This window comes from Clostridium carnis, assembly GCF_054657435.1.
In genome coordinates, this window is the sequence record NZ_BAAHYS010000001.1 from 468,935 (window position 1) to 482,067 (window position 13,133).

12 protein-coding genes and 1 other annotated feature are annotated in these 13,133 nt (G+C 27.4%); all 12 genes read right to left on the bottom strand.

Annotated features, from left to right (window positions below; all coding sequences use genetic code 11):
• Nucleotides 1-8 precede the first annotated feature (8 nt).
• The 12 genes from ACYQ1T_RS02365 to ACYQ1T_RS02420 all read right to left on the bottom strand — a co-directional run bounded on the left by ACYQ1T_RS02365 (nt 9) and on the right by ACYQ1T_RS02420 (nt 13,026).
• Nucleotides 9-845 (bottom strand): Cof-type HAD-IIB family hydrolase, encoded by an 837-nt coding sequence (locus ACYQ1T_RS02365; protein ID WP_459831283.1) that lies wholly within the window; start codon nt 843-845, stop codon nt 9-11.
• Nucleotides 846-1,103: 258 nt separating this feature from the next.
• Nucleotides 1,104-2,552 carry a VanW family protein gene (locus ACYQ1T_RS02370; RefSeq protein WP_459831285.1) on the bottom strand — a complete coding sequence of 483 codons (1,449 nt, stop codon included), beginning with the start codon at nt 2,550-2,552 and terminating at the stop codon, nt 1,104-1,106.
• A gap of 219 nt (nt 2,553-2,771) precedes the next feature.
• Nucleotides 2,772-3,713 (bottom strand): glycoside hydrolase family 25 protein, encoded by a 942-nt coding sequence (locus tag ACYQ1T_RS02375; protein ID WP_459831287.1) that lies wholly within the window; start codon nt 3,711-3,713, stop codon nt 2,772-2,774.
• A gap of 63 nt (nt 3,714-3,776) precedes the next feature.
• Nucleotides 3,777-5,327: a sensor histidine kinase gene (locus tag ACYQ1T_RS02380; RefSeq protein ID WP_459831289.1), complete on the bottom strand. Its 1,551-nt coding sequence runs from the start codon at nt 5,325-5,327 to the stop codon at nt 3,777-3,779.
• The gene (locus ACYQ1T_RS02385) at nt 5,317-6,036 is read right to left on the bottom strand and encodes a response regulator transcription factor (protein WP_459831292.1); all 720 of its coding nucleotides are present in this window, start codon (nt 6,034-6,036) and stop codon (nt 5,317-5,319) included. Before ACYQ1T_RS02385 ends, ACYQ1T_RS02380 begins: the two co-directional genes overlap by 11 nt.
• 224 nt (nt 6,037-6,260) lie before the next feature.
• Entirely contained in the window at nt 6,261-7,169 is a 909-nt protein-coding gene (locus tag ACYQ1T_RS02390) for a D-alanine--D-alanine ligase (protein ID WP_459831294.1), read from the bottom strand.
• A 183-nt stretch (nt 7,170-7,352) separates the two neighbouring features.
• Nucleotides 7,353-7,985 (bottom strand): endonuclease III, encoded by a 633-nt coding sequence (gene nth, locus ACYQ1T_RS02395; RefSeq protein ID WP_459831296.1) that lies wholly within the window; start codon nt 7,983-7,985, stop codon nt 7,353-7,355.
• Nucleotides 7,986-7,993: 8 nt separating this feature from the next.
• Nucleotides 7,994-8,698: a lysophospholipid acyltransferase family protein gene (locus ACYQ1T_RS02400; RefSeq protein WP_459831298.1), complete on the bottom strand. Its 705-nt coding sequence runs from the start codon at nt 8,696-8,698 to the stop codon at nt 7,994-7,996.
• A 39-nt stretch (nt 8,699-8,737) separates the two neighbouring features.
• On the bottom strand, nt 8,738-9,730 hold the full coding sequence (gene queG / locus ACYQ1T_RS02405; RefSeq protein ID WP_459831301.1) for a tRNA epoxyqueuosine(34) reductase QueG: 993 nt from the start codon (nt 9,728-9,730) through the stop codon (nt 8,738-8,740).
• 9 nt (nt 9,731-9,739) lie between these two features.
• Nucleotides 9,740-10,324 (bottom strand): serine O-acetyltransferase EpsC, encoded by a 585-nt coding sequence (gene epsC / locus ACYQ1T_RS02410; protein ID WP_459831303.1) that lies wholly within the window; start codon nt 10,322-10,324, stop codon nt 9,740-9,742.
• A gap of 95 nt (nt 10,325-10,419) precedes the next feature.
• The gene (cysK, locus tag ACYQ1T_RS02415; RefSeq protein ID WP_459831306.1) at nt 10,420-11,328 is read right to left on the bottom strand and encodes a cysteine synthase A; all 909 of its coding nucleotides are present in this window, start codon (nt 11,326-11,328) and stop codon (nt 10,420-10,422) included.
• Nucleotides 11,329-11,456: 128 nt separating this feature from the next.
• Nucleotides 11,457-11,692, bottom strand: a binding site (T-box leader).
• A gap of 77 nt (nt 11,693-11,769) precedes the next feature.
• Nucleotides 11,770-13,026 carry a magnesium transporter MgtE N-terminal domain-containing protein gene (locus ACYQ1T_RS02420; protein ID WP_459831308.1) on the bottom strand — a complete coding sequence of 419 codons (1,257 nt, stop codon included), beginning with the start codon at nt 13,024-13,026 and terminating at the stop codon, nt 11,770-11,772.
• Between the last annotated feature and the right edge of the window lie 107 nt (nt 13,027-13,133).

The window sequence follows — 13,133 nt, forward strand, 5'->3', positions numbered from 1 at the left end:
TATACTATCTAAGGAGTAAAAAACTTTCTAATAGCTTTTGAAACTCCCTCTTCTTTGTTTGTATCAGTAATATAATCTGCCAATCTTTTTACTTCATCTATTGCATTTCCCATTGCAATTCCAAGTCCTGCGTATTCTATCATTGAGATATCATTTTCATTATCTCCTATACAAACTATTTCCTCTCTTTTAAATCCATAGTAATCAGCTAAAGCTTTTACTGCATTTCCTTTTGAAACACCTTTATTGTTTATTTCTACACTTTTACTTCCGGCTCCAAAATATACTAAATTTTCATTATTATTAAGCTCAATCTTTAAGGTTTTCATTTTGTTTTTATTTAAGGAAAAGGCAATACATTTAGTTATTTTTCCTTCCTCTTTTCTAAAAACCTCTTTCCATTTGTCTATATCATTAATTATATAATAATTAATTTTTAAGCTATCATAACCTAACTGCTTGTTCATAAACAACTTAGTACCTAATTTATTTATAAAATTACTACAATAAATGCTATCAGTAGTATAAAAATGAAATTGTATTTTCATTTTAAATAGTAAATCTATTATTCTTATACATTCTTCTGTTGGTATTGTATTTTCATAGATAATTTTATCTGTATGCTTTTCCCTAACTATAGCTCCATTTGCCGCTATAACAGGAGATGCTACCCCTAATAAATGTGAGAAATAAGCAGCATTATTATATATTCTGCCAGTGGTTACAACTATTTCTATACCTTTATTATGAACTTCTTTTATTACCTTCTTACTTTCTTCTGATATTTTTCTTCCTTTACCTAGTAAAGTTCCGTCCATATCAATACAAATCATTTTGTACTTCATAAAGATATCTCCTTCAAACTACAGTATTGCATTAAGTTAATAATATCATTGATAACTATTTTCGACAAATATCTTCATAACGAATTAACAGACTATTAACAGTTAGCAATACATAAACATTAAATTTTAAAATATATATTATACTATTCTTAATTTTACCTTTTTGTTATAATCATTTCCAAATTTCTAAATTTTAAAACTTTTAAATAAGAAAAAAGACTAAAAACTTAATAAAGCTTTTAGTCTTAAATATTGATTTTATTGTGCTGAAGTTTGAGAACCTGTTTGAGTTTGCGGTGCTGATGGCTTTTTAGTGCCTCTTCTCTTTACAGTATTCGTTGTTAAGTAGACATCTGTAGCAACAAGTTCTCTATTAACTTCAACACCATTTTCATAAGTAATTTGATATGAACTTGCCTTATATCCTGGCATTCCATTTACTTCTATTTTTTCTGTTCCTTGCTCCATATTAGGATCATCTATATATTCAACTTGTGGGTTATATTTTTCATGAACTTCATTTACAAGTTCATATGTTTTTCCCCCCATTGCATGTTGATTTCCATATATACTAAATCCTACTGTTCCTCCACTTACATATCCTTGAATATATATTGGAAAGTCATATGTGTTAACAAATTTATAATCAACTACTCCATATGCAACAGTTGCATCTAACCCTGGTTCTGAATATGAAACTGTTAGTGAGTGATTTAATCTTTCTGTTGATCTAATATTAGCTCTCATTATAGCTCTATAAAGTGTTGTTGATACTTGACAAATACCTCCACCATAATCTGGAACTATTTTGTTTCCTACATAAGTATTAGCTTTTTGATATCCCTTATCTGGAGTTGTATCTCCAATTAAAGCATTATAACTAAATTCTTCTCCTGGCATTAATACTGTTCCATTAACAGTTTCTGCTGCAATTCTCATATTTGTGACTCTTCCGTCTCCACCATCTCTATAGTTACTACTGTAGCCACTTATTTTCCCATTAATTTTTTGAAGATCACTTGCTTTTATTTTTGCAGGTGATTCTTGTAGATCAAAGGTTAATTGAACTGCATGTCCAGGATCTCCATTAATATTTTCTACTATCTTTTTATGAAGCTCTTCTTCATTTATTTTATATCCTATAACATCTGGTGTTACTGTAATATTTCCTGATGAAATTGAAATTTTAGCATTTTGAGGATTTACATTTACTATTTGTTTAACAGTCTCCTCAAAGGCTTTTAATTTTTCTTCATTATAAGATATTTTTGCTTCTATACTATGATTTACACTTTTTTTAATAAGTGAATTCTTTTCAAACAAACTTAAATCTTTACCGTATTTAATGGCTTCTTCTGAAATTTCTTCTACATTATATGTTGGATTTATATCAGAATATTTTAATTCTAATTTATGATCTCCTACTGATATATCTAGTTTTTTATCCATTATTAAAGTTGGTAATTTTTCATTAAGGGTTTTTACTATTTCATCTTTTGTTAATCCTCCAACTTCAACTCCATAAACATTAACCTTTGGATAAGATTTTGTTTCCCAAGCTTTAACATTATTTGTAACTGTAATTAAATAAACTGAAGCTCCCCCAATAATAATTACAATAGATGCTAATAAAATAATTATAGCCTTCTTATTTTTTTCAAAAAAACTTTTATAATTCCGTTTATTTGTACCATTATTTTCTGACAAATACTACACTCCTCTCATAGTAAATTTATTATAGCTTTTAGTAAAATAAATAATAACTTTTTATATTAATTAAACTATATATCTATTATATTATATTCTACATGTAAATTTAATAGATTTGGTTAAAATAAAATTACAAAGATACAGGTTTTTTATGGTAATTTTATAAAAAATAAAAAAATTCAGCCGAAACTGAATTTTTTTATTTATATTATTATTTTATACAGTTACCTTAGCTCTTTTTGGACTTGTTTCTCCATCAAGATCAAAAGCTTCTATTGTAATATTTATTGGTCCTGTAGGTGTAAATGGTAAATTTCTTGTACTAATTTCAAATTTATTATCATCCTTATCAACAGTACCTATCCAATATCCGTTTGCAAAAATATTATAGCCTAATAAATCTATATCAGTATTCTTCTTCCAACTTATTTTTATAATATCTCCTGACTTTTGAGCTTTAAGGTCTAAAACTTCTCTTGGCTGAGTTAGTAGGTCTAAATTATCTGGTCCCCAGTTTGCATCTACTGGATTTCCTACTCCATTAACCTTTGCACTTTCACTATATTGCCATATTCTCCATCTTTTCCATCCACCAATGTCTGGCGGAACTGGCGGATTAATTGGAACATTTGTGTACATAGCTATCCATAATGGCATGTTCTTTAATGGTTGTGCTCCACTTGGTAATGTGAAATTATTATAAAGCTCTATAAAAAATAGTCCTGTATAAAGCATTAGTCTTCTTCTTGTTTTTCTCTCAAATCTTTTTCTAAATCTATCTATCCAATCTAATAATGCTTTTGTACTTATAGTTTTATCAGTAGGAGTTTCTACATCTAAAACTGGAAATAAATCTCCATAATTTTTACTTCCAAATCCCTCTTGCAATATGTTTATGAAATCATCACATTGTGCATCTGCAGTAGTTAAATCGTAGGATGGAACTGCAAAGTGATATGCTCCAACTGGTATACCATATTGTCTTGATGTTTTAGCAAATTCTAAGAACTTCTTATCTACTCTAAACCTTCCTGATCCTGAGCCTGAGGCTCTTAAATATAAGAAGTCAACAGTTTTTGCTAGAGTTTGAAAGTTTACTCCTTGAGTATATTCATTTATGTCTATTCCAAATAAACTTTTAGGATTTTTATTTTGCATTTTTCCTCCAAGAAAAAATATTACTCTTTATTAGATTATTATATTTTCTCTTAAAGGTTACTATTATTTAGTAGATTTTAATTTTACAAAGAAGCTTACATCATTTCCAACACATTCTGCCCATATTCTTCCTTCATGAAGTTCTACTATATTTTTTGAAATAGCAAGACCTAATCCACTTCCTTTAGTATTAGAATTTCTTGCTTCATCAACTCTATAAAATCTATCAAATAATCTTTCTACTTTTTCTTTTGAAATATGTTCTCCTCTATTTCTTATTACAACATTAACAAAACCATTACTTTCATAAGATGATACAATTATCTCTCCTGGCTTAAATGAATATTTTACTGCATTTGAAAATAGATTTTCGAATACTCTAACCATTTTGCTACCATCTACTTCAACAAAACTTTCATCATCTACAAATTTTTTAACTATATTTAAATTATTTTCTTCAAATATAGGAATATATTCTTCTATAAGTTGTGATAAAAACTCTGATATATTAACCTTTGTTTTATTTAATTGTATTCCATTATTATTAAGTTTTGTATATTCAAATAAGTCTTCTATTAATTCTTTAAGTTGATTTGACTTGTTAAAGGCTATATTTAAATATTCATTCATTACTTCTTCATTTTCATACTTTTTTTCTTTAATTAATCCTATATATCCCATTACTGAAGTTAAAGGTGTTCTTAAATCATGTGATACATTAGTAATAAGTTCTCCCTTTGTTTTTTCTGCTCTTCTTTCTCCCTGTATCCTTGTTTCTATTTCTTTAGCCATAACATTTATATTTTCAGCTAAGTTTTTTATTTCATCTTTACCTTTTTCCTCTATTCTATATGACAAGTCTCCTTGAGATATTATTCTTACTCCTTTAGCTATTTCTTCTATGTATTTCATTTTTTTATTTGTAATTATAATAAATATTGATATAAATACAAGTACTGATAATACAAGAGCTAAAAATGAATTTTCTACTACATAGTTATCCTGAGCTATATATGGAGTTGGTATTTTAGAGTAAATAACATATATTCTACTACTTCCAATTAGTACAGGATATATTACTACCTTCTCTCCTCCATCAGAAACATTAGAATTACTTTTATCTATTACAGCATATATATCTAGTTTTTCTTGTACATCACCATTTACTGTATATAAAATTTTTCCATCCAAATCAGTTATATATACTTTTGACTTGCTGCGAATATTTCCCTTTAATATATCTTCTATAACACCTTTATTTTCAATATTTCCAATTTCTTTTAACTGACTTACTATATTTTCTACCTCTGATTGCATATATCCATATTCATATTCAAGTCTTGTACTAGTTTTTTCTCTTGCTAATATATTGTTAGCAAAAGCATAGAACATAAATGAACTTACAAAACATATAGCAAATATAACCATTAACTCAAATCTTATACTTTTTTCTATTCTCTTTATTAACCAATCTAAGACTTCTCTTATTTTAACTCCAAGTCTAGAGTTATAAAATCTTGAAAAAATATTTGAAAATCCTCGTAGTATTCTTTTCTTTAATCCTACTTTTTCTTTTACTATTTTCTCTTTCTTATCTTTCTTTTTACCTATCAATTTTATAACCAACCCCCCAGACAGTTTTTATAAACTTAGGCTTTCTAGGATCATCTTCTATTTTTTCTCTAACCTTTCTTATATGAACCATAACTGTATTATCAGATTGCATAAATTCTTGCTTCCAAACACTGTTATATATATTTTGAATACTAAATACCTTTCCTCTATTTTCTCCAAGTAAAACTAAAATATCAAATTCTGTTGGTGTTAATTTTATTTCTACTCCCTCTTTAAAAACTTCATGTGTTTCTAAATTTATAGATATTTCATCTATTTCTAAAGTATTTTCATCTTTTACTATACTTTCTGATTCTTCTAAAACTCTAGGTTTATTAAATCTTTTATATCTTCTTAATTGGGATTTTACTCTTGCTACAAGTTCTAATGGGTTAAATGGTTTAGTTAAATAATCATCTGCCCCTGTATTTAACCCTAATATCTTATCCATATCTTCAGACTTTGCAGATAGCATTATTATAGGCATTTCTCTTTCTTCTCTAATTTTAAGACAAGCTTCTATGCCATTTACTTTAGGCATCATTATATCTAAAATTATTAACTCTACTTCATTTGTTTTTAGAATATTAAGTGCTTCTTCTCCATTTTCTGCTTTTAATGTTTCGTATCCTTCACCTTTTAAATATATATCTATTAAATCTCTTATTTCTTTTTCATCATCAACTATTAAAATTCTTTCTTTACTCATTTTTAAACAGCTCCTTTCATGGCAATTTTAGTTTACCACATTTCCAACTAACTATTAACTTTATTCTAATATAAAAATCTTAATTAAATGCATCTCTATTTCTAAAAAAAACCTTAATACCAGGTGCTATATAAGGATTTAACAAAAAAAATATATGTTTTATACATTAAATATTACACTAATAATATTTTAAGTATAAAACATATATTTTTATTAACTCATTTCTATAAATTTGTTGTCTTTAATGATTGCTCTATTATCATATCTATAAAGCTTGTAAAGTTTATTCCTCTAGTTGCAGCACTTTGTGGGAAAAGACTAGTTGCTGTCATACCTGGTAATGTATTAACTTCTAATATATAAGGCACACCTTCGCTAGTTACAATCATATCTACTCTTGCATATACAGAACATTTTAAAGCATTATATGTTCCAAGTGCCATTTTTTCTACTTCTTTATAAAGTTTTTCTTCTAATTCAACTGCAAAATGATCTGCTCCTGTTGCAGAGTATTTTTGAGTATAATCATAAAAATCTGCCTTTGGTTTTATAGCTAAAACTGGGAAAAGCTCATTATCAAATACAGGACATGTAATTTCGTCTCCCTTTATAAATTCTTCTATCATTACTTCTCTGTCCCATTTTAAACCTTCTATTACTGCATTTAAAACATCTTCTTTCTTAGATATTTTAAAGGTTGCAACACTTGATCCTCCATTAGTTGGTTTTATAAATACAGGGTACCCCATCTCTTCAATTGCTTTATAATCTATTTCTTCTACACTTTTTACATTAATCCATCTTGCTGTTCTTATTCCATGAGCAGTTAAAACTCTCTTTGTTAAATCTTTATCCATACATAATGCACTACTTAAAGGACCACAACCTGAGTAAGGTATTCCTAAAGTTTGTAATACTGATTGAACTGTTCCATCTTCCCCAAACTTTCCATGTAATGCAAGTAAAGCAAAATCTAATCCTTTTACTTTATTTATAATATCTTCCTTATTATCAATTACTACTGGAATTACTTCATACTTGTTTTTATCAATATTCTCAAGTATAGAATTACCACTATTTAATGATACTTCTCTTTCTGAAGATATTCCACCCATTATTACTCCAACTTTCATAATAATTCCTCCATTATAACCTAAAACTTCGTTATATAATAAATAAAGACCTTTAATGGTCTTTACTTATTATAACACTATATATTATATGGTTAAAGTAATAAAAAGTAACAAATTCTACTTATTATTTAACAATTTTAAAAGTAAAGGTAGAATTATTACTTATACCTTTTATATGTATATTTACTTTTTATTTTCTTTATAGTATTTACATTGTCTTGTTAATTTGCATATATCACATTTAGGGTTTCTTGCAATACAACATCTTCTTCCATGAAAAATTAGCAAGTGATGTGTAAGACTCCATTCCTTTTTAGGTAGTTCTTTTTGAAGCTGTTTCTCAACCTCTAATACATTATCCGAATCTGCTAAGGCTAATCTATTTGATACTCTAAAAACATGTGTATCCACTGCAATTGATGGAACTCCAAAAGCATTTGATAAGACTACATTTGCTGTTTTTCTTCCTGCACCTGCAAGGGATGTAATCTCCTCCATTGTTTTTGGAACCTCACCATTAAAATTTTGTTTTAATTGATTGCACATTATTAGTAAATTTTTAGCCTTACTTCTATATAAACCTATTTGTTTTATTCTTTGTTCTAATTCATCTATGCTTAATGTTAAAAAAGCATCTAAATCTGGATAATCTCTAAATAAAGTTTCTGTTACCTCATTTACTTTTTTATCTGTTGTTTGTGCTGATAATATTGTAGCTACTAAAAGTTGAAATGGTGATTCATGATTTAGCTCACACTTAGCATCTGGATACTCTTCCTTTAGTATCTGTAATATTGTTTTTGTTCTTTGTTTCATAAAATCTCCTATTTATATACTCCTCTATATTCTTCTTTTAATAAAGCAGCAATAGATTTCATTATGTAATTCATACTTCTATTTTCATAATCCTGCTTTGATTCTCCAAGCTTCTTATTTGGAATATATATACCCTCTCCTATATTAATATTCACTTCCGCTTCATTAAATTTTTCCTTTGCCATATTTCCTGATTTATCTATTGGAAGTAGTTTTTCAGTACCCCAAATACCTATTGGAATCATTGGTGCTTTTGTTAATTTTGCTATTAATAAAATACCTTTTTTTCCTTCTATCATACTACCTGTTCTACTTCTTGTTCCTTCAGGAAATATTAATAAATTATTTCCGTTCTTTACTGCATTTATTATTTTAGTTAATGCTTCTTTATCTGCTGAATTAGGCTTTATAGATATGTTTCTAACCACTTGAGTTCCAAGTCTTGTTACTGGATCATTTGCAAGTTTTTCTCCTGCTACAAAAATTGGATCATATTTTTCTTTAAATACCTTGTCAAGCACTAATCCATCTGCATTACTCAAATGATTGCATATAAATATCTTAGGCCCCTTTATTTTATCTATATTTTCTAAACCACTTATATTTATGTGTGCATATTTTTTTAAATATCTTTTTAATATAGTCCTAATAATCTTAACAAGAAATGCATCTGGAAATATATTAATAATTTTCACTGTAGTTTTTGATAACAAACTATCCCCTCACTCTCTTTTAGTTTTCTATAGTAAATATTATATTTTATTATTATCTATAAGTCTATTAACATACTCTTTTAAGTAAGGTGAATCAGTTTTAAAAGATAGTATATCGTCTCCACTTCCATGTATTCTAATTAAAGCATTTCTCTTTAATACATTTTTCCCTCTCCATCCACAGGAAGTAGTTAAAAATGTTTCTTTAAATTCTTTATTTCCTATATTAGCTAAAACCTTGCTATTTTCTTCATTCATAAATTTTAAAGGATAAAATTCCTCTATATTTGAAAAATTAATATTTTCATTATAGGGACATTTATTTTGACAACTATCACATCCAAATACTCTTCCTTTTAATAACTTTATGTACTTATCTTCCAAGTCCTTTTTCTGTGTAAAATATGATACACATATATTACTATTTTTTCTATTTTTATTTATAGCCTTACTTGGACATTCTTTATAGCATATTTCACAATCTCCACATTCTTTAAAATTATTTATTTCTTCTATTTTTCTTAAGTCATTACATTCAATCTCTAAATCTGTAATTATTTCTCCAAGAAATACAAAGGAGCCATATTTTTTTGTAATAATCATATTATTTTTTCCTATAAATCCAATACCTGCTAAATAAGCTATATATCTTTCTGGTAAAGTATTGCTATCTACTAAAGCTATCGCTTCTCCACCTAAAGATTTTATAAACTCACAAATCTTTTCTAAATATCCCTTAACTACTTTATGATAATCTACTCCTCTTGTATAAACTGAAAAGCCGTTATCAATATATTTCACATTATGCAAATAAGGGAAAGCTATAGATATTATAGTTTTCCCCTTTTCCATATAAATATTTGGATTTATTCTCTTCTCTATATTATCCTCTTCAAACTCATTTTGTAAGCCGAGAGTCTTCTTGTTTTCAAACATATCTTTTAACTCATTAAATTTTCTACACTTTATAAAACCTATAGTATCTAGTCCTAATTCATTACAATACATTTTTATTTGCTCTTTTAAATTCATATAAAACCTCTAAATAACCATATCATTATAAATAACTTTTTCATTTCCATACTTATCTACAATTTCAATTATATGCCCTGAACTTTTTATTATATTTTTACCAGCACACCCTACAGCTGTAGCACCTTCTGGTACATCTTTTAGTACAACTGTATTTGCACCTATTTTACATCCTTTTTTAAGAATTATTGCTCCTAAAACCTTGGCTCCTGCTCCTATAACAACATTATCTTCAACTGTTGGATGTCTTTTACCTTTATTCTTTCCAGTACCTCCTAAAGTTACTCCATGATATATTGTAACATTATCCCCTATTTCTGTTGTTTCTCCTATTACTACCCCCATACCATGATCTATAAATAATCCTTTTCCTATCTTAGCACCTGGATGTATTTCTATTCCTGTAAAAAATCTAGAAATTTGAGAAACAAATCTAGCTAAAAAAAATCTTTTATGCTTATATAAAAAATGTGATATTCTATAAGCTATTATTGCATGAATACATGGATATAACAGAAGAACCTCTGCTTTACTCCTAGCTGCTGGATCATTTCTAACTATATTTTCTAAATCATATTTTAAATTGCTAAACACAATCATCTTCCCCTTTTTATAATATTAAATAACATAAATAAGGTAAAAATAAAACCTTTAATTTTATTTTCACCTTATGTTTATTTAATTATTAATTAATCATATATCCCCATTGAAATATATTTTTCTCCTCCATCTGGAGCTATTGCTAATACTTTTTTACCTTTTCCTAATTTTTTAGCTATTTCTATTGCTGCATAAATTGCTGCACCTGAAGATATTCCAACTAAAACACCTTCTTTTTGTGCAAATTCTTTAGCTATTTTAAAAGCATCCTCATCTGAAACTGCTTTTATTTCATCAATATATGTTTCATCATATATTTCTGGTACAAATCCAGCTCCTATTCCTTGTATTTTATGTGGTCCTGGTTTTCCTCCACTTAACACTTGTGAATTTACAGGTTCTACAGCTACTACTTTTAAGTTTTCAATTTTACTTTTAAGATTTTTTGAAATTCCTGTTACCGTTCCACCAGTACCAACTCCAGCTACAAATACATCTAAATCATTTAAGTCTTCATAAATTTCTTCTGCTGTTGTTTCATAATGTTTTTCTGGATTTGCAAGATTTTCAAATTGTTGTGGCATAAAATAACCTTTTTCAGTTACTAAGGAATTTGCTTTTTCTATAGCACCTTTCATTCCCTTTGCACCTTCTGTTAATATAAGCTCTGCTCCATAAGCCTTTATTAAATCTCTTCTTTCCTTACTCATTGTATCTGGCATAACAATTACAACGTTATACCCTTTTACCTTTCCTATCATAGCTAAGGCTATACCTGTATTACCACTTGTTGGTTCAACAATAGTAGATCCTTCTTTTAATAAACCTAACTTTTCAGCTTTTTCAATCATTCCTAGTGCTGCTCTATCTTTTACACTTCCACCTGGATTAAATTTTTCAAGTTTAACATAAACTTCTGCACTTTCCTCATCTACTAAATTATTTATCTTTAGTATTGGTGTTTTTCCTATTAATTCTACTAATCCATTATATATCATATTAATTCCTCCTATATTTTAATTTATTAATGATAATTGTTTCATAATTTACTTTTTATAAAGTTATTTGTGCACAATAATCTTTTAAAAATACAAAGAATAAATAAAAAAACTTCATCTCTATAAATTATAGAGACGAAGTTACTTCGCGGTTCCACTCTAATTAGATTAAATAATAATCTCACTCAATTTAGGTACATAAATATACCTTATCACTGTAACGGGTGAATCCGGAATACCTTACTATATTTTTCAGGCATCAACTCCAAAGGGCACTTCATATAAATTATCGGTGAAAAGATCTCAGCCTTCTTTTCTCTCTGTAACCATCCTTTATATTACTTTCCTTTTTCACTGTTTTTAATTCTGAGTATTTTACTAAACTTTATATCTTTATTATATGCTTGTTTTTTTAAATGTCAACATATTTCTAATAAATTCCTATTTATTTTTTTTCTTCCATAATGGATATAAAACTTCATCTATTAAATCATGAGTATTTACAGCACCTATTAATTTTTCTCTTTCATCAACAACTGGAATTGATAGTAAATCATATTTTGATGCAAGTTCTATAGCTTCATCAATTTCCATATCATGTCTTACTACGTTAATACTTTCATCCATAATATCTTTTACTTTAATTTCAGGTTTGTTTAAAATAAGATCCACAGGATTTATTGCACCTAAAACTCTATCTTCTTCATCAGTAATATAAATACAATAAAGTTCTTCTTCTTCTGGTTCTTCCATTTCTCTTAATATTTCTATTATCTCACCTATTGATATATCTAAATTAAAAGATATAAAATCCTTACTCATAATACTACCAACAGATTCTTCTTCATATTGTAGAAGTTCCTTTACCTCTTCAGCATCTTCTCTTTCTAGATTTATAAGTATTTTTTCTCTTTCTTCATCATCTAATTCATCTAAAAGATCTGCTATTTCATCATTAGGCATATTTTCTAATAACTCTGCTGCTTTACTTTCACTTAAATCCTTAATAATGCTTCCTTTATACTCTGATTCTATTTCTTCTAAAGTATCTGCTGCTAAGTCTTCATCTAAAGATTCAAATACTTGTTTTCTTGAATTTGCATCTAAATCTTCTAAAATATCTGCTAAGTCTGCTGGATGAAGTGTTGATAACTTTTTATACGGTATTGCAATTTGTAAATTATTATTTACCATTTCTAATGATTCAACATCATCCCACATTAAAACTTTATCTTCGTAATCTTTTTTTATTACTTTATATATTAATTGGCCAACCTTAGGACAATTCATTCTTCTAAACCTTGCTGCTGGACCTGTTTCAACTGCTATAACTCTATACTCTCCAGCAATTTCAGCTATTCTTAAATCATCAACTCGAACAACTTGTTTACCATTTATATCTACTATCTTCTTATCTAAAAGATTTTCTGATAGTAAATATGAGTATGTTCTTGGGAGTATTTCCTTACTTCCTCTTGTAACAATTTTTACTTTGTTATCATTTTGGTAAAAGAATATACTTCTAAACTCGTAATGAAATGTATGACCATCTTTTTTTACTTTATATCCGATTATTCTAGGGTAACCATCTTCTGTAGTTACATAAATATCTCTAAGCTCCCCTAAATTTTCATCAAATTCATCATACATCTTCTTTCCTAGAATGCTAGTATATAAAAATACTGATAGTTTTTTCATAAAGCCTTCCTCCTCACCATTTAGAGAAGACAAGTCTTTTTCATTAGTTAAATATATAAATAAATAATATTACTACTTAATAATGAATTAGTTTAGACTTCGACTGC